Raw genomic sequence first — 24,148 nt, 5'->3', positions numbered from 1 at the left:
ATCGTGGTGATATAGACTGAGTTCTCAATTATTTCACCTACCTTAATCTGAATAAAGAATCGTTTCTCGGTCAACTTCTTCAGCAGCGATCGCGGATTGAATCTTCTCACGGGCCGAAGTGTCCTTGCCAGAGGTTTTCTTCAATTTCTCGTTCAGCCCGTCGATGGTGACCGTGATGTCTTGGTACTCGTCTACTTTTTTTTGTACGGCAGGGTCGTTCGTTTTGGACGCCCACTCATTTGCGGACTCGATGTCCCCGAGATAGAGGTAAGCGTTCACTTTCGCAGAGACGCGGGGAGCAGTCCACTCCACGTCTTTCGTCTTGGCCACGGTCTCATAGTCCCTTTCCAGTACAGCGAGGTCGAATGCGCCCTCATCGGTCGGATGTGATACTTGGAATTCCTGGAGCCGTTCCAATTTCTCCTTATCGGATAGATTGAGCCCGGCCAGTTTTGTCTCGATCAGGATGGGGTCATCTGTGAGCTCGAGTGCTTTTTGGTCTTCTCCTTCCGCCAAATAGAGGTTGACCAATAGGGCATCTTCTTCCTCGGACCGGTCTTTCCGTTCCAGTAAATCGATGATCGAGGATTCCTCGCCTTGAAGCGCTTGTTCGTAAGCATCCAGCCACGCCTGTTCGCCCTCGGTTACCTGCTCAGCGTGCGCCTCCTTGTCGATGAACCATTGGGTGGCAGTGAACAGGGAGGTGAAGAGAATCCCGGCCGTGGCCGCCCCGTAGATGAGGCGGCGCTGCAGGCGGGTCAACCGTGACTGATAGGTCGACGAGACAGTTGTGATTGGTTTAACGGACTGGCGCTTATAGTCGTCCGGTGTCTCGGCCTCGATCTCATCGAGGAGCCATATCTTCTTCGCGTTATCCTCCCTCTTTGTCCGTATCCGTTGAACGCGATCTTTCACCTGGTGATACAGGTTCGGATACGTTCCTTCGGTCCCGAATGTGAACGTCCCCCGATAGAGCAGTTCATCTTTCTGGTCGAAGAGCCGGAAGTCACCGGAACAGCTCGTCCCTTCCTCGCTCCGTGCCTGGTGCAAATCATGGGTCGCGACGACCGCCTCGGCGAAGGGGAGCCGCTCATAGTTCTGGATCCGTGTGTCGGGTACATCGGTGAATCGTACAAACAGCATCTCGTTCCTCCTCTCGTTTCAAGCAACAAAAAAAGCCTTCCGATTGGAACGCTGCGCAAGTGTGCATTAGAATTTGATGTTCTGGTCGACCATCTCGGCGAGCGTGAACGCGCCCATGACGATGATCAGACCGACGGCGCCTCCGACGAGCCAACCGACGGCCTTCGAGCGGCCTCGATCCCCACCGAAGATGAAGTAGAACCCCCCGATTGCGAAAGCGATGGCGGCGGCGATGACGGCGAGTCCCTGGAAGAACTGAAGCAAACTGAGCCCTGTCTCATTGAGTCCCATGTCGTTTCCTCCCTAGTCCTGGTGCGCCGGAGACTTGAAGCTGAGCTTCGCCTCGAGCGCCTCCAAAATGAGTTCCTGGTTGTCCTGGATGACCTGTTGATGTTGTTCGTCGAGCCACTCCTCGTAGTCCTTCCCACGGATGCGTAAGAGTTTCTCGGCGAAGCTGCGGTTCTGTTTTCGTTCTTTTGATGCCACGGTACACACTTCCTTCCCTTGATCTCGTGATGTGCAGCAGCACATCATTAAGGACAGTCGGATTCAGTGCGGTGGGTTTCTAGCCGTTCCCCCACGAACTCCGCTCCTTGCTGTGATAAGGAGCTGTACAGGGTTTTTCGATGACCCGGAACGATGCGGTGACCTTGTGGCGAGTTTTAGGCGACTCTCGCCGAACCATCTGTGCGTAGATCCCGCCCACCCGGTCACTGGTGAGGGACACGCCGGTATGTGATTGGAGGAGACCATCCTTAAGGATGTGCTGCTGCGTCGATGTCGGTTACTGTCGAACGTTTTTTCGCTTCTTGACGTGGATGAGCTCGTCATCCGGGTTCTTTCGCTTGGCCAACACATGGGAATCACTGACGACGGTGCGGATCCGGTAATAGAGTTGCGTCAACTGGACCGCCTCACCGCTTTCTCTCTCGATACCGAGGAATCCATGCAGTTCATACGTCTTACCATCGAACGTACGGACCGAGTCGGCCTGTGGTAGGTCCTTCAAATCGAATCGGCGTCGCTCAAGCTTAGTAATGTTCCGTTTTGCGCCATATCCGAAATCGATGACATCCCATGGCACTGTTGCGAGCGTGTGGCCGAACGCGCGGGCCAGGTGATCGATGTCCGCGATCGACGGCACCGAAAGGTTCTGTTCATACTGACTGATGGCGGGTTGCGAGATTTCCCCGAGTGTCTTCTCTGATAGTTCGACCTGTGACCAGCCCGAGAGCCGACGGTTCTCCTTCAACCACTCCCCGAATCGATACATAAGCCTTCCCCTTTCTGTAAACCAGAGCGGCGACCAAACAGATGTTTCCTTTTGTTGATTCCAATATAACAGGATTAAGTCTAAAAATCATCAGTTTTCTGATATGTCAGAAATTTTACAATTGACGATTATTGTCGAATCCGCTCTGTACAAGGGATGGAGACCAACAGTAACTCAATATTTTTGGTTTTGTAGCACAACTGTAAAAAAATAACGCATTGTAGATAGAAAATAATGACAATTGCTTTGATTTCAAGAGATTATGGTAGGGTAGAGGAATAGAAGAGTTCATAAAGAATAAGGATGAAGAGAGTACTTTGATCGTGGGGTGAGCAAATGGAATTGAACGAGGCAATCATCGAGCGGATGAAGGAGCTCGCAGCGGAACGAAATATGACTATTCATCAAGTCATCCAAAAGGGTGGATTGAACCAAGCAACGATTTCAGAGTTGATGAATGGGAGGACGAAACATCCTAAAGTGAGTACAATTCAGAAGTTCTGCGATGGATTAAACATAGGGTTGAATGAGTTTTTTGACGATAAACGATTTATTTAGGTTTCAAAACAGTTAAAGCGTTTTTACTTTTCTTAACATGTCAATATTGAATGTGAACCGTCGAATCAAAAAACGACGATTCACATTGAGACAAAACTATATTCATTCTAATTTTTATCAATTTCATCGTAAGGTTTTTTCACTATGAGAGTGTAGTTTCTAATTGCTTTATCATACTCATTAAAATCTTCAGTAGTTATTTTTCCTTTCGAATAAAGATTGCGAATTTCACTCATCAAATAATGTATATCTTGGTATTTGGTTAAAGTGAAAATTACTTTTTGATATCCAGAGGCACTTTTTTCAATCATTACCAACCTGTTTTTTTGATTCTGGATTTGAATTTTTCTTTCTTTTGTATTGGAATTAATATATGCGCCAAGACAAACAGTTAATAAAACAATACTTGTTGTAACTTGAGTAATGTGTACAATCCGAGGCAATATTTTTTCTGGTGAGAATGTTGTTACTACGTCTTTTACATTATCAAAGGAAATGTTAAACAAAGAGACGGAACCTGTAGAAAGAATCAAATTCATCAACCTAATAAATTCCTGGTAGATTGGAGAAATTGACGGTTCTTTATCTAAGTCATAGATATAAAAAATAAAATTCAAAATTATAGAGAAAATAATTATTTCTAGCAAACTATTCAAAGCTAGTTTGGCCCTATCTCTTTTTGTCAGAGAAGATTTTTTGTCCTCAAATCCATCTTGAATATCTAAATAAAAAGTATGACTAATTTCAAATGCTCTCAATAATAATCTTAAAAAAACTAAGGTGAAAGTTATGTCTTTAAAATTAATAAAAATAGAGTCCCCCCAACTTTCGGGAGTGAAATATTTTAAAGCAATGTAAATTATAAAAAATATGATTAAAGTTGATAAAGCAATTCTTAAATTGTCTCTATTTCTTCTAAAAATATATTCAGCCCGAGCGGATTTCATTTTATCAACGGGCAGTAAAAATTTTTTAGTAATATTTTCGAAATCAGTTTCTTTGAATATTGGAGTGGAGTCCACTACCAGTGTTTTCAAATGATCTTTAATCCTAAGTGACTGATGATGTCTGTGAATATTTTCTAAGAGTTTCACTTTTAAGTCTGTGTCTTGAATTGTTAAGTCTTGGTTGTGTCTTAAAAATGATTCTAGTATTATTTTGTTTTCAATTCTCATTTTCATTGTTTTTGCATCTTCATATTCTTGACCAAAGAATGAGTATGGCTTTGTAACGATATAAGTTATAAACCAAGCGAAAGGATACAATAATATAACTAGTAATGAAATAATGACAATACGGAATAGTGTGTTTCCCACGTCTTCTAAGATGTTTAGACTACTATACAGATCAGGGGAAAGTTCATAAATAACAAGAAATATACTTAATATCAAAGCTATTATTCTATCCTTTTTTTTAGAACATATAATATAAGAAATCAAAATAGAAGAGAACCATGTTAACCAAATAAGGAATAATGTAACGGTACTAACAATCTCTTTAAGAGAATTAAATGATGTATTAATTTCGAAAAATATATATGCATAGAAAAAATTGAAAACATAGAACATAACCACAAAAAATGAGTTGAGTGAGATAGTTTTTCGTATGTCCTCTAAGATGAATTTTTTTATTTCTGAACGTTTAATAGCAGATAGATTCATAAAAACTTTAATGAAAATCTCCTCACATTTAAACAAAAGGTGTTTAAAGGATAGTTTGAGAAAATTTTGACTTGCGACATAAAAAGTGAAGTATTTACTTTTATGTAAGTCGTCAGCTTTTTTGTAAATTGTAATTTGATTTATTATTGTTATTAAAAGAACAATCAAGCCTAACGACGTTAAATCGATTATTGAGGTTGCGCCCTGTGGCAGAAGTTCTTTTCGAATTGGTACATTTCTATATATAACAGTAACTAGGCAAACAACGAACCAAAACAATATTTGATGAATAATAATAATATTATTTTTTTCTAATAATACTTTTATTCCGCTTAAAATACTATCAGTTATTTTCTCTAATCGCTTAACCATCAAGTGATCTCCTATCCATTTATAGTTTATATTTTCAATAAGATACAAGATAACTATAGCGTATATTCCTTATATTGATATATATTACTTTTAAACAAGCAGACTTATCCGCATTTGTATACATGTATACAAATGCGGATAAGTCTGCTAAATTAAACTTATAAATAAACAAAGGAGGCACCAAAATGACCAATCAGCTTGATCTCTCACAACAAGAAGCGATTGTTGTGACGTTCGGAAACTTCAAAGGCGGCACGGGAAAGACAACGAATAGCACGATGCTCGCTTACGCATTGGCCAAAAAAGGTTATCGTGTGTTGCTCTGTGACCAAGATCCGCAGGCAAATGCTACTACCTTGTTCTTGAAGACGAAGGCTGCACGAGAAGATGATTACATAACTTTCGAGAAAACATTGATGGCAGCAATGCAAGAAGGCGATTTAAGTAGCATCGTCACAGAAGTTACGGACAATCTGTTCCTACTACCTTCATTTAGTGATTTCGCGCAGTACCCGAAGTTTCTTGAGAAAAAGTTTGAAAAAGAAGTGGACCGTGTGACGTACCTTTCTACTCTTCTTGAACCTTTAAAGAGCGAGTTCGATTTCATTTTTGTGGACGTCCCTCCTACTATCTCCATCTATACGGACTCAGCCCTCTATGCCTCTGATTTCGTTGTCGTCGTACTTCAGACACAGGAACGAAGCTTGCAGGGAGCAGAGGTGTTCACACAGTACCTGCAGACATTGTTGGATGACTATGATGCTGATTTTGACATTCTTGGAATCCTACCGGTCCTTCTTAAAAATGGTGCGGCAGTCGACATGGCAACGCTTGAAAATGCCAAGAATGTATTCGGTTCGCACAATCTTTTTGAAGGCGTGATCAAAAACATGGAGCGTTTGAAGCGCTATGACATCACTGGGATTGTCGAGGAGGATATGCACGACAAACGTGTCATGGAGACATATGCAAAAGTCGCAGAGGAGTTCTTACAGCGTCTCGAAGCAGAAATGAATTACGTGGAACAGGGGTGAACAACATGTCAGATTTGATTCAAAAACCAGCGAAAAAGCGGTTGTTGGACCGTAAGGGTGCAGCGGCCCCGCAACAAACATATAAAGCTGAAGTGTCTGAAGACAAAACAATGGAAGCGAAAGCGACTGCTCAGAAAGAAACTTCAAACAAACGAGCAGCTAAGAACTCGGTCAATATGGGTTCAAGCACTGTTCGTGTATCAAACCTTACAAAAAATAAATTGTCAGCGTTAGTGACGATGGGCAAAGCTGATTCGGCAGATGCGATTATTTCCACGATGATTGACGAGTATCTTGAGCTATTCTCTTCTAATGAGAGAAAAGAATATGAGCTGATTCGAGACGTTTTGATGATGAAGCATAATAAATAAAAAAGGCAGTCCATAATGAACTGAACCTTAGATGTTAATGAACGAGCATGCTCTACTGCAGCATGCTCGTTTTTTATGTGACCACAATTCGTATAGATGTCTTTAGAGATAGCACTCCTTTGCTGGGTGTTCAGCCATACTGATCTAATATAGATGAATGTTAAAAAACGGTATACATGTATACATGTATACAAATCTACATGTATACAAATCTACATGTATACAAATCTACATGTATACAAATCTACGTGTATACAAATCTACATGTATACATGTATACACCAAAAATGAAATCGTCTGAATTATGGCTTTAAACCAACGTTTTTAGTGAACTATTAAGTTAAGATTTGTATACATGTATACAAATCTACATGTATACAAATCTACATGTATACAAATCTACATGTATACAAATCTACATGTATACGCGTATACAAATCTACATGTATACATTGTCTTTTATGAGCATAACCTTGAAAAAAAGCTGTTGTTAAGCGGTTTCTTTTATGAAAACATAGGATTATGAAGTTCTTTCCAGTAGGGAAAAACGGCACAAAAAAATCTGATAACCTGGACGTTATCAGATCCAAATCATCTGACTTAGTAGTCAGACTGTGTATTTAACAACGCTTCACCCTAAAAACAGCCATCATGAATAGATTTGTAGAAACCAAGATTTCTAAAAACATAATACGATGAACTGATCCTTTTTCATGCGTTGTTCAAAAGAAAAACGTGACGAACAAAGGCGTCTTTCTTATGCAATCATTTTAGCATTGTTCTTTCTTCTCGACAATGTTCATCGTATTTCAGAGAAATGGATACTCAACAATTTACGATGAGCCATAGAAAAGAAGAGAGGAGGATGTAGCATGGAAGTATTGAGAAATCTTTATCGAGACCAATTAACGGAAGCTCCGAAACGGGCCTCTCAGATCGAGAGAACCGGATACAGCAAAGAGCTAGGATGGATTTTTGTCTGTCAGGAGTTCACACAACCACGTGCCATCCGTACATACCGCTCACTCTTTGGGGCAAAAGAAAAGTATACATATTTCACACCGAACACTTTTTACCGCAATGACCAACGTCATGCGGGCTCTTTGCGTTGGTTGAACGCCATGGTTATTGATATCGATGTCAAGACGTCGCAGAATGCAGGGATGATTTTCCCGGACGTCATGGACCGGGTGACGAGTGCTGGCCTGCCGAAACCGTCTCTCGTCGTCAAGACGCCATCAGGTGGTTTTCATGTGTATTGGTACCTGAAAGAACCAAGGCGCGCATTCCCGAAAGTAGTGGATCATTATAAACGCGTCCAACGAATGATTGCTGAGGAGATGAACGCGGATCTTCAAGCGATAGGGGCTGAACGTTGGTTCCGATTGCCGACAGAAGATAATACAGTTTTTCGTTCGGGAGAACGTGTCGCTTTTGACGACCTTTGCGACTGGTTGACCGAGCAGCAAGAGAATCAGTCGAAGAAAGGTAATATGGCTTTAGGATCGACGGATTTATTATCCCACCCAGCAATCCTAAAGCTATTAGAAGGCGTGGAAGAGGGCCAACGTGACAATACATGCTACACCCTTGCTCTCGCATACAAGGCTGCAGGATACGAGGAAGACCAAGCTTTATCGTCACTTTATTGCTGGAATGAAAAGAATAGCCCCTCACTTCGTCAAATCGAAATTAAACGGAAAGTAAAAAGTGCCTTCAAGCCCGGTTCTCCCCTCGGCCCTTCATCGTATTGGATCGAGACGTTGTCTGGAATAGAGTTCAAGTATCAAGTCTGGGAAGGCGCAAAGCCGCGCGAAGAACGTACATATAGTCATCTAGATGAATGGAAAGAAGACATCCTTGCAGTTTTACGCAAAAACGGAGGGTGTATTTGTGGTGCGCAACGAACTCTCGTTTCTTTAATCACATCATCAGTAGACCCTTCCAAGTGCTTGTCATACGCAACATTCAAGCGCCTAATTGCTGTTATGGCTGAGGAAGGACTCATAACAAAGGAAGTAGAAGGAAGAGGGAGAGGTGCAAAAACAACGATAATGTTGGTTAAGAAAGACAATGTAGTTCTTTTCCCTGTTTCAATCGAATTTAATGGGCTCAACTCCAATACATTTATAGATACGGTGGTGGGTGGGTCTCTTTATTATTCTTACGGTATGAGAAATAGTTTCGATACTACGTAGATTGGGTGTGTCTTTATGGTCTTTATTCCGCTGTCTTCTCCCGTAATTGTTTCGTTCTCTAGGCTGTTTGAACAGACATCTTCTGTTTATCGTAAACCTAGTCACAATGATATTTCACGCGTTTTGATAGATATTGGGGTATCTGGTGTCGATCCTCGGACATCTGATTCAGGTATGGGTAAGGTGAAACGTATTGAGTATCTTCTTTATAGTCTGTCTTCTTCTGAAGATACTCTTGATTCTGCGCATATCTTATTTTTTAAATTAATGTCTATGCTTCATGCTCATGGCGGATTTAGAAAGGATTCAGAAAATTATGTAGGAGTTGAAGCATTTGAAAACTTTCGTAACGTCTTGAAAACTGAAGGGGTATTTATGGATGAGGATGGGTCCATCCTACCGATTGTTTTAGAAAATATGAGTGAAGGTGAGTACGAAGAGGCGTTGACCAAATATATCGTTAGGGCCAAAAGAGGTTCGATGGATGCTCCTTTGTTGGTTGGGACAGGAAAAGATTTGTTGGAAGCTGTATCGTATTATGTCGTGCATAAGAAAATGGGTGTGTATGAGCAAAAGAATTTTCCAACGTTATTAGGGTTAGCTTTCACTTGTCTGGGCATGTCAACTTCTGCTTCTAAGACTAATCCTTCACATGTAGAAAAAATGGAATTAGTTTTATACGACCTAGGTTGCTCTATAAATAATTTGAGGAACAAGCAGGGAACTGGACATGGTAGACCATTCCTTCCTTTAATCAATGATCATGAGGCAAAAGTTGCAATAGAGTCTATGGGGATGATTTCAGAGTATATGATGAGTAAGTTAAAAGAAGATAATTCCAAATAAATTTAAGAACATTACTGAGAGTAAATCCTGTCATCTTTGATATGCGAGGGCTCATCATCAACTTGAACGAATATATTCTTCGCGCACAAAATACTCGGAAGGATGATTCGGATACCACGGATGACTATCAGGTATGGTTTATCGAGAAAGCCTTTGCCGAGGCAATCTATCCGAAATGTTTCAAGGTGCCTGGCGTACAAAAATCATGTCGCATGACACCCCGTACATCTGAGCCATTAATGCGTACCCTCTTCAATCCATGACTCTTATCAAATTATGAGTTTATAAAGGTACGCATTGGTATATCAGAACGCTGACTTCAGAGCCATCCGATTGATGTCTCGTTTCTTCTGGTGGTTCAGTTTCGTAAGCAACCGTTGTCTCACAACGTTGCAATTTCTTGTCCAACGGATTTTAAGTTATACGGTGGTCAACGTATGTTGGTACCTAATATGTAATTTAATGGTATATCAGATGTCATATTAGGTAAAATTTTGTGTCCGTAATCAAAATCATTATTCAATATGATTTGACTCTTTTTTATATTTATAAAATGTTGATCTAGATATATCTAAAGTCTTTGTGATGTCGTCTACTGTCATATTGGCTTCATACATCATCATTGCTCTGGCCATTATTTGTTCATCGATTGGTTTTCTGCCACCCATTCTTCCTCGAGCCCGAGCAGCCTGAAGTCCAGCGTTCGTTCGCTCGCGGATCAACTCACGTTCCATCTCTGCCAATCCTGCCATCATAGTAAAGAATAGTCTGCCTGCAGCAGTTGAAGTATCTACGCCTAGTGTGATGATTTGAAGATTGATTCCGCGATCCTTCAAATCATCAATTAATTCAAGAAGCTTCTTTGTGGTTCTCCCTAACCGATCTAGCTTCCAAACAACTAGAGTGTCGCCTTCTCGCAAATAATCTAAGCACTTCTCAAATTCTGGTCTTTTTTTGACACTGGATGCTTTCTCTTGAAAGACTTTAGTACAGCCAGCTATTTTAAGCTCATCTAGCTGTGAGTCCAAGTTCTGGTCGAGGGTTGATACTCGTGCATATCCAATCTTCGTCATCAGAGCACCTCCGTTTGTTTGTTTACTCATTAATCCTATCAGAAAACGAACGTTGATAAAAAGATAAGTTAATGGACACTAAACACAAAATGAAAAGGGCCTCGAATAGCCCTTTTCATTTTTACGTGAACATACGAACGAACATGTCTTTTTAACGTTCGTTTTTAAAACTTCTCTAAACGTTTAGCATGTTGATCAAATATTCTATCTAGCTCTTCATTAGAAGATATACTTAGTACCGCTGCTTGAGTGGTGATCTCCCCCATATCTAGTCTGTAATAATGCTTTTTACCATCATCACCAGGTTTTTCTCTTATAAGCTCTATTCTTCCGTAAACATCCCAATGCATCTTAGCGAACTTTGCTAATCCAACCGCTTTTGGGTAGTTGTCTTTGCGACTCGGGTCATGTGGTTCTAAGATATCAAAGATAAAACCTGAGTCATCCTTGCGAACAATTAATAAATCAGGGTACATAGGAATACTTCTTCCATTTGACTCATAAGGAATGCACAATGACCATTCTTTTCGATCCATATTTCTTAGCCATGCATAAGCACCGTTATTTAGTTCTTCATCAAGCACTTCACGTTCCCAACGTTCAAGTCGAGGAGAAACCAATTTATTTTCTGGACAATATAAATGCTTTTCGTATGATTTCGCATTGTCTTCAAAAGAATAATCTATAGAGTCTGGTAAAGACCATTGCATAGGTATCTTCTTATCAGAAGAACGAATGATTTTCTCATAAATATTTTTCCTTGATTCACTCAATGAACTTATTTGACGTTTGTGTGTATTATATATTTCAATGAATGTGTTCTCTGCAAATCTATTTATTTTTTCCATGGATGCAACATTTTTAGTCAGAATAATTATTTCGACTTGGGATTCCAGATTATCTAAATCACCATATGTTATCCAGTACTCTTGGTGTAACCCCTCACCTAAGAACTTCCCTGCCATACTAAAATTTCGGTGTAAATCAAAATTAGATATTTCAATTGTCTGTGATTCCTCATTAAAAGTATAGCTGTTATCGTCATAATCAAAAGTGACGTTTGTGAAAGGTACTCCAGTAGCTGATAGTACTAAGTCTTTATATTCTCCTGTGCTCTTTAAATAAGAAATTTCGTTATTCATTTCTTTTAACAAATCATCACGGGTTTTTTTATAAAGTTTAGGACTAATACCATCCATTGATAACGCACGTGTAAGTTGAATGAGCAATCTGATTGGAGATTGTTTTCGAGATGAATCAATCTTGTAAGTAACTAGATTCCCCATAGAAGAGAAGACATCTGAAAAATCTGGATTTCGTTTTAAAGTCACTAATTTCTTACTTGTGCCAGTTTCAGATACTGATGCATCTTCAGAACTACTTAATGCTTCAATCACCTCTTTTACTGTCTCCTCATCAAAATCAGGTAAGAAGAGATTAACGTTATTTAACTCAGCATTAGAGGAAATCCTCCTCGCTAACGGAGTTCTAATCATTCTTCCTAATAATTGTGCGATATAAGTAGAATCTTGTGCGCTTCTAAAAGACATCATTGTTTCTGCACGAGGGCAATCCCACCCCGTGGAAAGATTCATCTTAAAAAATACAACTTTTACGATAGAATCCTCATTAATTTTAGAAGCATCTATTTTTTTTATTTCTATATCATTTACTGTAATTATTTTTGATTCGTTGAATGTATGTACAATTTCATTTGCTTCTAGATCCATACCCATTTCTTCTTCAATGATTTGTATACACAACGATAAATCAGTGTGTGTAATTACTTTGTCATTACCATCTTCTACTTGAACAACGAGAATTGGATTGACATCGTCTATATTTTCTTCTGCACAATAGTGGGACCATTCATGTCTTTTATGAATCCAGTCTCTAGCTGCTTGACGGAGCATTGTTAACTTTGCATCTATCTTTAAATCTGGATAATGTATTATAACCCTATCTTTTAACAAACCTGATTCTCGAACCGGCTCTGGTGGGACTATAACTTTTTGGACTGTTGATGTTGTATTCGTAATTAGTTTTTCGAAACGCTGTGGGGTAGCAGTGACACCAACTATCAATGGCATTTGAGTCAAACCATCTTCCTCACTGCCTAGTATAAATTTTTGAATAATACTTTGAGCTTTTTGTTCTGCTTGTGTTGTTGTTTGAGTTCCGCGATGTGCCTCATCAATTACAATGCAAATTTTCTGAGGACTTCGTTTTACAGTGTTTGTGAGTGTTTCCCAAATTGAATATTGGCGTTTGTCGGGAGAAACGTCATGAGAACTCTTCTTGCGAGTAAGAAGAGTATCACTTCCTAATTTTTGAGTGTTTAAAAAGTAAATATTTCCATAATCCAAGTATTCGTTGTCAAAGTCAGAATCGAGGGTTATTAAATTTCCAGTTCTTATTCTGTCAGACTTACTTTGTATTTTCATGAGCGTTTGATTGTTTAATTCAGGAGAATCTGATAACCAAATAAAAATAAGGTCTGGATCTCCTAAATAACTATCGGTACCGTAAAACATGTTCTCGAATAACGCTGTCATTATAACTGTTTTTCCAGCGCCCGTAGGAGCAGTGAATGAAATTATTTGAGGATCATCCTCACTAAAATCTGCCTGGGCTTTGATAATCCTTTTTGTTAAATTATTTAGCGCCTCTTCTTGGAAAGGGAATAAAATGTCTCTCATTTAAAGAATCCTCCTGCTTCCGATTACGAAATTATCAATATAATCACGATATAGTTGGTATGTTTTATATCCATTTAATTCATATGACATATCACGAAAAGCATCATCAGAATTTGTTACTAAATAAATATCTTTAACGTTATCTCGACTTTTTAATTGCATAGAGAAGTTCATAAAATCTGACTCATCCATTAAAATTGCGAAGTTACTGTTTTCGGGAATTAACATGGTTGTTTCTTCATCTTTTGAATAAACCGGTCTTTTTCCGACTGATCCAGATTTCATCCAAAGCAAAGGAAGAATTTCTTTGAATTGTTGTCCTCGGGACACTCTGTTTTTATCTAAAAATTCTAATTTGAAATATTCGACATTAGATGAAAATCCTTCACTGAACGGCAACTTTACAGGTGAAGTTTTAGTCAATGGTTCAGTTATATTAATAACTCTATTTTTCAAATCATTGAATATGGATGTCGAACTTGTGACAATATAAAATTCACTTAAATCTGAATGTTGTTCAATCTCCTCTAACCATTCTTCTACAGAAGATAAATCAAATAAAATGGCGGCATTTTGCTTCGGAGAAACTATATATCGAGTATTTTTTTTCACTGCGGTTTGAGGGAAAAGTGTTGTTCCATTTTTAGAACGTAATAACGAAACCAATTGTTTTTTAGCAGATAAACTAAGGGATGCAATATTTTCGATGAATCCCACTTGATAAAAGTTACGAGATAATTCAACGATTTTGCTTTTTGTTGTGAAGTATTCTCCTTTTAAAGGAGTGCCATCTTCTTTTTTTCCAAGGATACTGTTCTTTGTACGTGGCCACGTAATTGCTTGACAGATACCGTGTTTCTCCCATTCATATTCTCCGGGAGAAACCCCTTTTTTGCGGAGGTTTTTAACTTCCTGTTCAGATACTTCATTATTTGTTACTAGAATCCCCCTTCGGGTACCGCCATCTTCAAAATTAAGCAGATTCAAAGCATGAAGAGTGGTTCCACTACCAGCAAAGAAATCTAATACTAAGGCGTCTTTTTTTCCTGCCACAGCAAATTTTAAAGCGTTGTGAACAGCATATAGAGATTTAGGATAAGAAAAAGCATTATCAATAATATTTTTAATCATGCCAGTACCATGAGCCTCAGCATTGAATAGTGAATCAGTCCATACGGTTTTAGGGGGCTCATCTTCTCTACGTAACATGATTTCTATCCGATTTTCTTTTTTCTCTATAAACATGCGACTCTGAACGCCTTCCACAGTAGCTCTAGCATATCTCCACTTCTTTTCTTCTCCATTACGATCTAATGGCCAAACATAAATTGTTCCATCGGGTTGATACTCGAATTGAGCTGTCGGATGCAAGTGGTCTTCAAGTAAATCCCCAAATCCGATTAATTCAAAATCTGAATTTAAAATCACTGGATAAAAACAAGTTTTACCCTCATATCGACTTGAAGTACTTCCCCATCTTCTTAAATTATATACGTCTCCTCCCATGTGTTCTTTTCTATAAATTTTACTTGAGTTGGAATACGAATAAATTGCATACTCATGAGTAACTGAAAATGACTTTCCTTGAGTTCCTCCTGGGTTATGCTGAATAGTAATAGGTGTATGTACTAGACTAGGGAAAATTTCATTTAATAACATCCACAGGTGTGCATATTCATTATCATCAATTGTCGTAATAAGAACTCCATCATCTGCAAGAAGCTTCTTTGCAAGAACCAATCTCTTCTTCATCATAGACAACCACTTACTGTGTCTCCAACTATCACTTGAATCCACATAGTTGTTGTTGTACTTCCAATCTTTCGCTCCTGTGTTGTAAGGGGGATCTATGTAAATACAATCCACTTTACCAGGATAAAGATATTCTAGTAATTGTAGAGCGTGATAATTATCCGCTTCGATAAGAGAATGCCAAGTTTGACTGTCAGGGGCATTTTCTACAATATCCATTGATTTTAACGTCGGAAAAATAGGATCACCAAACTGAGCCACCACTACCAATTCAGACAAATCAAAGGTAGAGATTTCATTTGTATTGTGATTAAAACAATGTGCTATCTCTCTTTCTATTTTCATAACGCTATAAACCTTGTCCATTTTACTGTCTCTAGGAGAAACCTTAGACCCTTTGTGAATTGGTACGTTGAACAAAGGAGTTAAGTCTGGGATATGATTTTCAAAAACTAGGCCAAATTTCTTTCTGTGTAGTAGACGCTCATATTCTGACTGGAGCCTCTGCTTTAATCGAGTGTCACTTATTTCCTCTAACAAATCATCTATTGAAGCCATGGATAGTCCTCCTGAAGTATAAATAAACCTTATTATTATAAAAACTTTGCTACTACATTGTATTTCTTTTTTTAAGAAAATGTGCATTTTTTCATTCGAACTCAAAAAACATTTTTCTGGAAGAATTAATAACTATGAAATCCTTATAATTCCCAAGGGATTTCAATGGTTCAATTTAAGTGTTATCGACCGTTTAATCAAATATTTAAACACTTAGCATTGCAGAAAAAAGTGGAGAGTCGAGGAGCGACACTTCGTTTCGTGACGCAAACTTCGAACAACCGCAGGGCGTTAGTCCATCGATTGTTCCACGTGAATGATTGCCTCGAACGGCACATGAATAATCCCGTCCCGTTGATTGGCCAGCTCAACAGTCCGCTCCAAATAGTTGGTCCGGTGCACGAATCCCTTGAATCGTTTTATCTCCCGCTCCCCCACATATTTCACTTCCACCATATCTCCGCTGAAAATTGCGTCATTCAGCACATTCTCATAGACCGATAGGACCTGTTCATCGACATCTGGCATCTCAATCTTTTGGATCTCCTTATAGTACTTTGTCAGCAACGCCTTATGTTCGGGCATGAGGAACGGGATCCATTTCAGCTCACCCCGATCGCGATATATCGTCATCACAATCACTCCTTTTAATAAAACGAACATTCGTTCTTATTTTATACCCAATTTATCTCGTTTGAACAGCCTTTTTCGTGATTGGTGTTCCGTGCGTCCTGTTTCCGTACTCTAGCTCGCTGGTCGTCGGTGCAAGGGACGTCAAAAAAATGACGCGCCCTCCGGCCCGTCTTCCTTCGCTTTAGGCTCAAAGCAAGGCTTTTCGCTCGTTGGCTACGGAAGCCTGGACCTCTGTTTGCTCTACGCATTTTTTTGAGGCTCTCCCTACGGTCGCCCTTGCACCGTCTCCCGACGCTCGCTTCGTTTCCGTCAACAGGACGCACAACGGTGTTCGTTCTGAGGACAGCTTATCCGAAAGGGGACAAACCATCATGGAACTATCAGCCATCATCGAGGTCATCCGTATCAAACAAGAGGTTCGCGAGGAAATGGTCGCCCTCGAGCACGCCATCATCCACTCTCCGGACAGTGCCCGGCAAATCGGGTCATCGTTCATCGGGGACGACGACCGTGAAGTGTTCCTCGTCATCATGCTCAACACGAAAAACCGGGTCATCGGTGTCCATCGGGCGCACGTCGGGAGCGTTAACTCGAGCGTTGTACACCCACGGGAAGTCTTCAAATGCGCGATTCTAAACAATGCCTCATGTCTCATCGTCTGTCATCAGCACCCGAGCGGAGACCCGACCCCGAGCCGGGAGGACATCCTTGTCTCCGAACGGTTACATGAAGCCGGGGACCTTATCGGCATCCCGGTGCTCGACCATCTCATCCTCGGTGCGGACGAGTCGTATGTCAGCATGAAACAGCGAGGTTACATGGGTTGAATGGAATGGAGTGGGGCCGGGGGACCGGTCCCGGTCCGTCCGGTAAGGGCAAGGACGAAAAACGTGCGTTTTTCTTTGACGAGACGGGCGACTCGCGTTGCTCTCGCCTGGATCCATAGAGCGGGATCCGGGAAAAGGGTCGTTTTCGTATGACGAAAACGGAGTGGTTCGTGAGTAGATATAGGATAGTATTTTGACGTGTCTCGTAAAGAGTTTTTTTGATGAAACGATAGAAGTAAAAACGCGGTTTGTTTACTGAAAATGACTATGTTTTCTAAACAAGCCCTAGGGCTTGTTTGAAATAACACCAGGGCTTACGTGAAATAAGCCGAGATGTTGCTTTCTTGGATGCGAGGTATCATGAGGCTATCAACAGGAGAGGATGATTCAGATGGATAGCTACCAACTAGATCAACAGACGATGGACGAGATGACGGAGGTATTGCTTCGACGCCTTCCTGACCGGCTTCAAGAAGATTTTGACGACTTAAAACTCGTGAGCATGGATCTTCTTTGTGATGTGAAGGAAGGGGAACGCTTGACCCACCTCACCGTCTTTTTCGATACGAATATGCTTCGACGGAATCGTCGTACATAAGAATACACAGACTTTTGTATACATGTATACATGTAGATTTGTATACGTGTATACATGTATACAATTTTCGAGAGTCTTCGTTTCTATAAGTTCATGAACAAGGACTGAACTGGCTTTTTACGGGGAATCGGTCTATAGAGAACCGGAAGGAGATGAGACGTGATGGACGAGGGGCTACTTGATGACTATGCGTTCGCGGGATTGGACCCGTTCGTCCGGACGGTATTCTCGGAATTGATGGAACATCCCGAGTGGATGCGTGTCGTCGACAAGAACTATTGCGTCGAGAAGGTCGTCCGGTTCGATGACGGACGGAACTCGCCCTATTTCCGGGTATTGATTTACCTGGACGCAGAAGAGCGTCCGCTCAAGAAAGTATATCTATACGGGACATGGGTGGTGGCGAATGGAGACGTCAGCTTTGTCGTCTCCGAGCTATCCAAGGGTGTATTCGAATATGAAGTGATGCATGTCCATTGGCTCATCAAGTATCGGTTTGAGGATTGGGGCATGTCCGAGGACGGGGCATGGGAGAAAGAATGGTGATCCGGGCTCATGCGTGAGCGTCTAACGCCGATTGGCGAAGTCGCTCATCGCACCGCTGCCCCCCTGACGGCCCGATAACAAGAGCTGCTGGCTGATTGCCGCATCTCTATGTTCCTGGCCCTTTCTGACGGGAGGCACGGAGCGTAAGAGCAACGTCAAAAGCAAGAGCATGGGCGCGTCTAACGCCACGCAAGGAACACCATTCGGCCGAATGGTGATTCGAATAGAAAACTTCGAATTTCCTGAGTCTGTGGCCGTCGCAGTATGAAAACACTCGACGTCGTCGGGGCACCAATCAACCACTGACTGATGCGGAAATCTGGAATCGTCACGCAGAACGCGTATTGGAAATTGTCTAGGGTGACACAAGAGTATAGGTTAGTTCCGAACCATTTAGACCGTCAATTTGATTAGGATGAGCCAAATAAGGTGTTTGTGCTGGACACTCCTATCTCTCGACATGAAAGGGTCAAAACGAATATTTTTTGTGTGAAGGACTTCGCAAAATGTGAAATTGTGACGCATCATCTGTCGGCGATACAAGTATCGAAGAATAAAATAATTCATCTACCAAATTAACAAGTGATAATAATCCCCTTATAATTTTATTCATAGGTAAAATGGTAAAAATATAGTATAATTTTTCCTGTTAATGAACCTTAGTTTTTTTATCTTTATACTTTTATGTTATGAAAAAAATCGACATCTTAATTTTTGAATGATATTTGATACAAAGACAACAAGATTGGAGATATACAGTTGAAAAATAGATTTTTAGACAAAATTAAAGTCACGCAATCTAACAAAAAAACACTAAGAAATATTGTTACTCCGATGTTATGGACACGAGAAAAAACTTCAATTCATAGACATTCCTCACTTTTGAATAAATCATACGATTTTGTGCAAGAACCTGCTATTGGTGCATTGATTTATTGCCAATTAGGTACAGCAGAACATTCTGGTGTATACATAGGAAATAAAAATGTTATCGACTTAAATCGAAAAGGAGAAATTAAAAAAGTTAGTTTGAAAGAATTCACTGGTAACATCCTTAGTACAGATAAAGACATCTTTATTCCGGTAATGAAGCATGCAATGTGGCCATTAGGAGATGAAAACATAGCAAAAGAAGCGATTAAAAATCTGTCAGAAAGAAGAAAATACAATCTTCTTGATGATAACTGTCATCAATTTGTAGCAGGCTGCATTATGGGGAGCCTTGAAAATGATTGTAATTTTTTGTTTATGGTTAAAGAAGAGTTTTCAAAATTCTTGAGTGTAGAGGAATCTAACATTGTTTGGGTTCGCTGGAAGTGGTATTTAAGCTAGGATGGCCCAATCTTTCACTCGAGTGCATCGATAGATTGATAACATAAAAACTTTAATATAACGATGATTTTTTTATTTTCCGAATATTGAAAATTAAATTATAGAGTCATCATCTACTTATGTTAATTATCAAAATGAATGGAGGCGGGACAGATGTTCAGACCATGGGATGAGCAATATGATGAGACAGCGGTCATTGATGAGACGCGGTTATATCGTTATCAATTCACTTGCATGTGGGGGAAGGGAAGGCGGGTGGTAACGTTCGTCATGATGAAACTGAGCCAAGGGAACCAAGGTCAGGATGATCGGACCTTGCAGCGTTGCATTTCATACGCCAAACAGTGTGGGTACGATGGAATCAAGGTGGTCAATCTGTCCGCCTACATCTCAACAGATCTGAAAGAATTGAAGGGTCCGGTAGATGCAGTGGGTCCAGAAAATGATAAGTATGTGTTGGATGCGGTTTATCGGTCTGAACGGGTCATCGTCGCATGGGGAAAAAAACATTTTACGGGATTGGCGACTCGCGCTGCTCTCGCCTGAATCCAGAACTCGAATCCGGTAAAGTGAATGTTATTGAACTGACCACTCCTTTCTGATTTCCTTTGAAAAGAAAATGTCTATTTTCAGACACAAAAAAAGAAGACGACCTTAGTCATCCTCTTCCGCATCCAATTTGAGCACATAGCTAATGTTCCCTACAGGATAATTTTCGTTGTTAATCTCTAAAACGTAGGCACTGCCTGCATACTCGTCTGGCGCTTCGAACATGACATAACGTTTTTCGTCGCCCCAATACGGAAGGGACACCACCTCCAGGTTCTCTTCGTCCTTGAGGAGTTCCGGATAGTAATCCAATCCATTATGCAGCGTCAAATCTTTCGGGTCAAAGATGAACTCAGAATCGGTGTCGATGAGTTTCACGACGAGTTCGAGGCGCAGCACCTTCTTATCCTTGTAGATAACCGTCTCGATGTCAGTAGGTTTATATTGGACACCCCCGGCTTCTACGCTTTGGCCGCCTTCATATGTATTGATCAAATTATCTTCCGCGATATAAACGGTTCCGTACATTCCGTTCCTCATTTCATAATAAATCAAACCACCAATGGCGATGGCCAAAACACCTACAGCCATCAAAAAGTATTTGAGGATCTTCTTGAACTTGGTCTTCATGATTACATCCTTCCGCATTACCCTGATTTTTTTTATTATATATAAATAATAATATTTTTTGAATTTTACACAACCCTATTCTTATAAAAGAGGAAAATAATGCTAAGAATATAGTTGTACTGTTCTTGACTTGGATATAAGTATGATGTGGTGGATTTTCGTTTTTATTGATCTATTGTACGGAGGCAATATGATTTAATGTTCTATGTGTTTTCCTACCCTTGAGTCAAATATATTCGTCTTGTGAAGTGTTCCTCTCACTTTTAATACAATGATTATGGTATTATTTAATAAAATCATCATTGTGTTAAAAGGGGGTCCATCATGTATACGATTGACGAGGCATTTGAGATTCTATCGAGGAACAAGCTCACGACCCATAAGGAGACCGTCCGGAACTGGGTACGAAAAGGTGTGATCCAGGCGGAACCACTCGAGTCGCGTAAAAAGGGATACCGGATCAGTGAAGCGGCGCTCGAGCAGTTCATCAAAGAGCGGATGCCTGACGGGTGGGGACTGTATCCGGAGTCTGTCACAGGAGATGTTCGGGATGTCGTCAAGAATGAAGACGAGGCCGCGTATCACGTCGAAATCGATGTAGAGGCAATCAAAGAGCAGGCCCGTGAGGAGATGTGGTACGAGCTTCTCGGTAGATTCATCTTCGAGGACTACTTCGTCCTGAAGAAATCAGAGATTAGGGCTGCTGTCGAGCATATGCGCTATTCGAAAGAGTTCGAAGCCGAAGTGTGGGCGCGTTGCTCGAAGCACACGTGGGGTCACGCTACACCGCGAGTGCCGTACCTGCTCGATTACTTCATGTTTGAAGGGAAGCGGGTCCCTTTCAACAAAGATTTTGGTGGAAAGGACGAACAGATCATTCATGCATTGATCGAGAAGATACGCCGCGATAGAGTGCAGGGAAAGCATAAGAAATCATAACGAGAAGGCGTACTCTCTGTTTCTAAGAGGATACGCCTTTTACAATTTCTGTTGTATCGAATGATGATAACTTTATTTGTAACGCTCAGACTTCATTCTTAAGAAAGTCATCAGCACGACACAGAATAGTGACCGTCCATTCCTTGCTCAACTCGAAAGCGTTGATGCGACTCCCCTCCTTGTCGGTCGTAGAGATCGTGTTGAAAAGGGTATCAAAGGAGGTCATTTTCTTTTTGAGACGGGACATAGATTGGCGTAAGTTGTCATTAGATATTCCTTCTCCGTTAAGCTCCGTGAGCTGAGTTTGTAGGGATTGATGCGTCGACTGAGAGCGTATCGATAATAAGAACAACAAGTTAAAAAAAGTCATGTTCAATTCAACCGGCATCTCCAAATGAATCAGGGCATATCTCCCTTCTTCTGAGCTTTTTAGCACCAGTTCACGGGGAGCAGGTGAGTAGTCATGAAATTCGGTCTCGTTGATGATCGTCTCCTGCCCGTTCCGGATTTTTCGATAGTATAACCGCTCAAACATCTCGCCTTCTTGAATGAGCAGCTCAGTCCGATAACGCTTGATCTTTTCTGCGCCCTCGTCGTCAACCGGCTCAAACATGCCCTCCGTGCTTTCGATCTCGAAGAGCGCCTCGCGTGCGATATGTATGCCGCAATTCACCGAGAACATATGGGCCAGTGTCATCTGGACCTCACTCAACGAATCGGTCGTCGTCCTGCCTAAGGCGATATTGAAATGATAGACCGCACGTGCGTAACGACTGTCCCTGTAATGGATATAGCCGAGGCGATAGTTCGCGAGCGGATGATCGGCTTGTAGTCCGATCGCTTTCTCGAGGATCTGTCGCGCCACCTTGAAATCAGGTCGGTCGGACAGTTTGAAGTGCTCGGCCTGACGTACATAGAGTGTGACAAGTTCTTTCCGAATCTTCATTTTCTCTTCTTTTGATTTTTCATCACGCATGCGTCGTTTTAATGTCAACTCTTCCATATAACCGCTCGTCTCCATCTACAACCCTCTCCTCGTCAACCGTTTCCCTCATCATAGTGTTCCCTAGACCTGTGTGACAAGCTGTCACATCGGTATTGATATATTTGGCTCATCAAAACAGAAGGAGCTGGATGATGATGAACCAAGCAGAGATGATGGCAAGACACGGATTGAAAGAATGTATGAATGAAACAAATAAGGTATTGAACGAATTAAGTTATTCTATTCAGAAAATCATCGCGGGTGAATTGGTGAAGGACGAACAAATCGTAGCGTATATTGAGAGTCTTCAGAATGAGGAAGGACCTTGGAATTCTGTCGGTCAGGAACAGCTGTTCAATTCGAAGACTGAAGAACTGCCTTATTATGCGTTTGACGCCTATATCCGTGGCATCGTCCGTTGGATGAACGAATTAGGGATGATGACGAGCATGTGTTGTGATGGACACGGAGAACGTCATGCGTACGTTGAGGTGGACGGATTTTTAACTGACAGACAAATGCATATATTGAATCTTGCCGTCCCTTCAGATTCAGCGGTTCGTGTTCGTTTCCGTAAACGTTCGCGTAGACATACCGTCCTCTTTGACTACAGTCAGACGGAGCGGAAAGCGTTGCTCGATATCGCGGAAACACTGTTCAAGATGTCGAATGACGATCGATATATCAACATGCTTGAGACAGAACGGTTCAAACATCGCCTTCTCGACTGGCTCGAGGTGCCTGGTGAGAGTGGACGGGAACAGAAAGTTCGTCGACGACTCGCATCGAGTTTGAGAAAACTCACGGATGAACAACAAATCGATGAGACAGGTAATTTACTGGCGACCGTTCGTCACGGCGAAGGACCGACGATCCTTCTGTCGGCGCATATGGATACGGTCGAGCGCATCACGAGAGGGCGCGTCATCGAGCAGGAAGGAACGATCCTCACGAGTTCGGAGGGGATTCTTGGGGCGGATGACCGGGCCGGTATCGCTGCAATCCTTGAACTCCTCGAACGTCTTCCGATGACGCGTTTCAACGGCACCATCAAGGTGGCGTTCACGGTCGAAGAAGAGATAGGGTTATGTGGTGCGCGTGGCATCGATCAACGATTTATCCGTGATGTGGATGCCGCCATCGTGTTGGACCGTCGGGGCACGCGTGACATTGTCACAGGATGCCGAGGCACGTTCGACTTTTGTGAAGCGTCTTATGGAGAACTGTTCGAGAGAGCTGGTCGATTGGCCGGAATGGAGGATTGGAAGGCGACGCGAAACGGTGGATCGAGTGACGCGAAAGTTTTCGCCGAATTCGGTGTCCCGTCTGTGAATTTGTCTATCGGTTATCTTGACGAGCATACCGACCTCGAGCAAGTCGACTATCGTGCGACATTCGAGACGGTCCTACTCGTCGAGACATTCCTTGGTCGACAACTGATTCAACAAAGCATGTGAAAAAATAGGAGGGCAGCGCTTTATGCAAAGTGCTGCCCTCCTATTTATGATGACCTCTCATCACATTTGGATCAGGTGGATACCGTATCGATTCAAGGTATTGGTAAGATCGAA

At 41.4% G+C, this 24,148-nt stretch carries 23 protein-coding genes; 12 read left to right on the top strand and 11 right to left on the bottom strand.

Going from position 1 to position 24,148, the window contains the following annotated elements; translation table 11 throughout:
- Positions 1-42: 42 nt before the first annotated feature.
- The 4 genes from EVJ30_RS13040 to EVJ30_RS13025 all read right to left on the bottom strand — a co-directional run bounded on the left by EVJ30_RS13040 (position 43) and on the right by EVJ30_RS13025 (position 2,416).
- The gene (locus EVJ30_RS13040) at positions 43-1,143 is read right to left on the bottom strand and encodes a hypothetical protein (RefSeq protein ID WP_131469417.1); all 1,101 of its coding nucleotides are present in this window, start codon (positions 1,141-1,143) and stop codon (positions 43-45) included.
- 66 nt (positions 1,144-1,209) lie between these two features.
- Entirely contained in the window at positions 1,210-1,434 is a 225-nt protein-coding gene (locus EVJ30_RS13035; RefSeq protein WP_012390467.1) for a hypothetical protein, read from the bottom strand.
- 12 nt (positions 1,435-1,446) lie between these two features.
- Positions 1,447-1,629 (bottom strand): hypothetical protein, encoded by a 183-nt coding sequence (locus tag EVJ30_RS13030; protein WP_131469415.1) that lies wholly within the window; start codon positions 1,627-1,629, stop codon positions 1,447-1,449.
- 298 nt (positions 1,630-1,927) lie between these two features.
- On the bottom strand, positions 1,928-2,416 hold the full coding sequence (locus tag EVJ30_RS13025; RefSeq protein WP_131469413.1) for a helix-turn-helix domain-containing protein: 489 nt from the start codon (positions 2,414-2,416) through the stop codon (positions 1,928-1,930).
- A 366-nt stretch (positions 2,417-2,782) separates the two neighbouring features.
- Between EVJ30_RS13025 and EVJ30_RS13020 the strand changes: the two genes are divergently transcribed.
- Positions 2,783-2,974, top strand: a complete 192-nt coding sequence (locus EVJ30_RS13020; protein ID WP_161568847.1) for a helix-turn-helix domain-containing protein — start codon at positions 2,783-2,785, stop codon at positions 2,972-2,974.
- A gap of 107 nt (positions 2,975-3,081) precedes the next feature.
- On the opposite strand, the gene EVJ30_RS13015 is transcribed toward EVJ30_RS13020, so the two are convergent.
- Entirely contained in the window at positions 3,082-5,007 is a 1,926-nt protein-coding gene (locus EVJ30_RS13015; protein ID WP_131469409.1) for a hypothetical protein, read from the bottom strand.
- Between the two features lie 185 nt (positions 5,008-5,192).
- Here EVJ30_RS13015 and EVJ30_RS13010 point away from each other — a divergent pair, with 185 nt between their 5' ends.
- From EVJ30_RS13010 to EVJ30_RS12995, 4 genes are all read left to right on the top strand, one after another.
- Entirely contained in the window at positions 5,193-6,041 is an 849-nt protein-coding gene (locus EVJ30_RS13010) for a ParA family protein (protein WP_031424690.1), read from the top strand.
- Positions 6,042-6,046: 5 nt separating this feature from the next.
- The gene (locus tag EVJ30_RS13005; protein ID WP_131469407.1) at positions 6,047-6,412 is read left to right on the top strand and encodes a DUF5388 domain-containing protein; all 366 of its coding nucleotides are present in this window, start codon (positions 6,047-6,049) and stop codon (positions 6,410-6,412) included.
- A gap of 872 nt (positions 6,413-7,284) precedes the next feature.
- Positions 7,285-8,610, top strand: a complete 1,326-nt coding sequence (locus tag EVJ30_RS13000) for a primase C-terminal domain-containing protein (RefSeq protein WP_131469405.1) — start codon at positions 7,285-7,287, stop codon at positions 8,608-8,610.
- Between the two features lie 15 nt (positions 8,611-8,625).
- Positions 8,626-9,456, top strand: a complete 831-nt coding sequence (locus EVJ30_RS12995) for an abortive infection family protein (protein WP_131469404.1) — start codon at positions 8,626-8,628, stop codon at positions 9,454-9,456.
- Positions 9,457-9,971: 515 nt separating this feature from the next.
- On the opposite strand, the gene EVJ30_RS12990 is transcribed toward EVJ30_RS12995, so the two are convergent.
- The 4 genes from EVJ30_RS12990 to EVJ30_RS12975 all read right to left on the bottom strand — a co-directional run bounded on the left by EVJ30_RS12990 (position 9,972) and on the right by EVJ30_RS12975 (position 16,171).
- Positions 9,972-10,529, bottom strand: coding sequence for a recombinase family protein (locus EVJ30_RS12990; RefSeq protein WP_131469402.1), 558 nt, complete (start codon positions 10,527-10,529; stop codon positions 9,972-9,974).
- Between the two features lie 164 nt (positions 10,530-10,693).
- Positions 10,694-13,228, bottom strand: a complete 2,535-nt coding sequence (locus EVJ30_RS12985) for a DEAD/DEAH box helicase (protein ID WP_131469401.1) — start codon at positions 13,226-13,228, stop codon at positions 10,694-10,696.
- Positions 13,229-15,538: a site-specific DNA-methyltransferase gene (locus tag EVJ30_RS12980; protein ID WP_131469399.1), complete on the bottom strand. Its 2,310-nt coding sequence runs from the start codon at positions 15,536-15,538 to the stop codon at positions 13,229-13,231.
- A 291-nt stretch (positions 15,539-15,829) separates the two neighbouring features.
- On the bottom strand, positions 15,830-16,171 hold the full coding sequence (locus EVJ30_RS12975; protein ID WP_236636092.1) for a YolD-like family protein: 342 nt from the start codon (positions 16,169-16,171) through the stop codon (positions 15,830-15,832).
- A 371-nt stretch (positions 16,172-16,542) separates the two neighbouring features.
- Between EVJ30_RS12975 and EVJ30_RS12970 the strand changes: the two genes are divergently transcribed.
- From EVJ30_RS12970 to EVJ30_RS12950, 5 genes are all read left to right on the top strand, one after another.
- The gene (locus EVJ30_RS12970; protein WP_034799670.1) at positions 16,543-16,998 is read left to right on the top strand and encodes a JAB domain-containing protein; all 456 of its coding nucleotides are present in this window, start codon (positions 16,543-16,545) and stop codon (positions 16,996-16,998) included.
- A 391-nt stretch (positions 16,999-17,389) separates the two neighbouring features.
- A complete protein-coding gene (locus tag EVJ30_RS12965) occupies positions 17,390-17,596 on the top strand; it encodes a hypothetical protein (RefSeq protein WP_131469397.1) in 207 nt (68 codons plus the stop codon).
- 162 nt (positions 17,597-17,758) lie between these two features.
- Complete coding sequence (locus EVJ30_RS12960; RefSeq protein WP_131469395.1) at positions 17,759-18,142, top strand: hypothetical protein; 384 nt, start codon at positions 17,759-17,761, stop codon at positions 18,140-18,142.
- A 759-nt stretch (positions 18,143-18,901) separates the two neighbouring features.
- Positions 18,902-19,474 carry a lecithin retinol acyltransferase family protein gene (locus EVJ30_RS12955; RefSeq protein WP_131469393.1) on the top strand — a complete coding sequence of 191 codons (573 nt, stop codon included), beginning with the start codon at positions 18,902-18,904 and terminating at the stop codon, positions 19,472-19,474.
- 153 nt (positions 19,475-19,627) lie between these two features.
- A complete protein-coding gene (locus EVJ30_RS12950) occupies positions 19,628-20,020 on the top strand; it encodes a DUF1643 domain-containing protein (protein WP_161568846.1) in 393 nt (130 codons plus the stop codon).
- Positions 20,021-20,128: 108 nt separating this feature from the next.
- On the opposite strand, the gene EVJ30_RS12945 is transcribed toward EVJ30_RS12950, so the two are convergent.
- Positions 20,129-20,653, bottom strand: coding sequence for a hypothetical protein (locus EVJ30_RS12945; RefSeq protein ID WP_131469389.1), 525 nt, complete (start codon positions 20,651-20,653; stop codon positions 20,129-20,131).
- Between the two features lie 324 nt (positions 20,654-20,977).
- On the opposite strand from EVJ30_RS12945, the gene EVJ30_RS12940 reads away from it, so the two are divergent.
- Positions 20,978-21,592 (top strand): helix-turn-helix domain-containing protein, encoded by a 615-nt coding sequence (locus EVJ30_RS12940; RefSeq protein WP_131469387.1) that lies wholly within the window; start codon positions 20,978-20,980, stop codon positions 21,590-21,592.
- 85 nt (positions 21,593-21,677) lie between these two features.
- Here the strand turns inward: EVJ30_RS12940 and EVJ30_RS12935 are convergent, their stop codons facing one another.
- Positions 21,678-22,568: a tetratricopeptide repeat protein gene (locus tag EVJ30_RS12935; RefSeq protein ID WP_161568845.1), complete on the bottom strand. Its 891-nt coding sequence runs from the start codon at positions 22,566-22,568 to the stop codon at positions 21,678-21,680.
- A 161-nt stretch (positions 22,569-22,729) separates the two neighbouring features.
- Between EVJ30_RS12935 and EVJ30_RS12930 the strand changes: the two genes are divergently transcribed.
- Positions 22,730-24,034 carry a M20/M25/M40 family metallo-hydrolase gene (locus EVJ30_RS12930; RefSeq protein WP_131469384.1) on the top strand — a complete coding sequence of 435 codons (1,305 nt, stop codon included), beginning with the start codon at positions 22,730-22,732 and terminating at the stop codon, positions 24,032-24,034.
- Positions 24,035-24,148 lie beyond the last annotated feature (114 nt).

The sequence above is a fragment of the Exiguobacterium sp. SH5S13 genome (genome assembly GCF_004337085.1).
GTDB classification, from domain to species: Bacteria; Bacillota; Bacilli; order Exiguobacteriales; family Exiguobacteriaceae; genus Exiguobacterium; species Exiguobacterium aurantiacum_A.
Note: the sequence above shows the minus strand (reverse complement) of the source record. Positions and strands in the feature narration are given on the sequence as shown.

Coding starts and splice junctions, on each gene's coding strand:
- EVJ30_RS13040 (WP_131469417.1), bottom strand. CDS start 1,143: ATGCTGTTTGTACGATTCACCGATGTACCCGACACACGGATCCAGAAC.
- EVJ30_RS13035 (WP_012390467.1), bottom strand. CDS start 1,434: ATGGGACTCAATGAGACAGGGCTCAGTTTGCTTCAGTTCTTCCAGGGA.
- EVJ30_RS13025 (WP_131469413.1), bottom strand. CDS start 2,416: ATGTATCGATTCGGGGAGTGGTTGAAGGAGAACCGTCGGCTCTCGGGC.
- EVJ30_RS13020 (WP_161568847.1), top strand. CDS start 2,783: ATGAAGGAGCTCGCAGCGGAACGAAATATGACTATTCATCAAGTCATC.
- EVJ30_RS13015 (WP_131469409.1), bottom strand. CDS start 5,007: ATGGTTAAGCGATTAGAGAAAATAACTGATAGTATTTTAAGCGGAATA.
- EVJ30_RS13010 (WP_031424690.1), top strand. CDS start 5,193: ATGACCAATCAGCTTGATCTCTCACAACAAGAAGCGATTGTTGTGACG.
- EVJ30_RS13005 (WP_131469407.1), top strand. CDS start 6,047: ATGTCAGATTTGATTCAAAAACCAGCGAAAAAGCGGTTGTTGGACCGT.
- EVJ30_RS13000 (WP_131469405.1), top strand. CDS start 7,285: ATGGAAGTATTGAGAAATCTTTATCGAGACCAATTAACGGAAGCTCCG.
- EVJ30_RS12995 (WP_131469404.1), top strand. CDS start 8,626: ATGGTCTTTATTCCGCTGTCTTCTCCCGTAATTGTTTCGTTCTCTAGG.
- EVJ30_RS12990 (WP_131469402.1), bottom strand. CDS start 10,529: ATGACGAAGATTGGATATGCACGAGTATCAACCCTCGACCAGAACTTG.
- EVJ30_RS12985 (WP_131469401.1), bottom strand. CDS start 13,228: ATGAGAGACATTTTATTCCCTTTCCAAGAAGAGGCGCTAAATAATTTA.
- EVJ30_RS12980 (WP_131469399.1), bottom strand. CDS start 15,538: ATGGCTTCAATAGATGATTTGTTAGAGGAAATAAGTGACACTCGATTA.
- EVJ30_RS12975 (WP_236636092.1), bottom strand. CDS start 16,171: ATGACGATATATCGCGATCGGGGTGAGCTGAAATGGATCCCGTTCCTC.
- EVJ30_RS12970 (WP_034799670.1), top strand. CDS start 16,543: ATGGAACTATCAGCCATCATCGAGGTCATCCGTATCAAACAAGAGGTT.
- EVJ30_RS12965 (WP_131469397.1), top strand. CDS start 17,390: ATGGATAGCTACCAACTAGATCAACAGACGATGGACGAGATGACGGAG.
- EVJ30_RS12960 (WP_131469395.1), top strand. CDS start 17,759: ATGGACGAGGGGCTACTTGATGACTATGCGTTCGCGGGATTGGACCCG.
- EVJ30_RS12950 (WP_161568846.1), top strand. CDS start 19,628: ATGTTCAGACCATGGGATGAGCAATATGATGAGACAGCGGTCATTGAT.
- EVJ30_RS12945 (WP_131469389.1), bottom strand. CDS start 20,653: ATGAAGACCAAGTTCAAGAAGATCCTCAAATACTTTTTGATGGCTGTA.
- EVJ30_RS12940 (WP_131469387.1), top strand. CDS start 20,978: ATGTATACGATTGACGAGGCATTTGAGATTCTATCGAGGAACAAGCTC.
- EVJ30_RS12935 (WP_161568845.1), bottom strand. CDS start 22,568: ATGCGTGATGAAAAATCAAAAGAAGAGAAAATGAAGATTCGGAAAGAA.
- EVJ30_RS12930 (WP_131469384.1), top strand. CDS start 22,730: ATGATGAACCAAGCAGAGATGATGGCAAGACACGGATTGAAAGAATGT.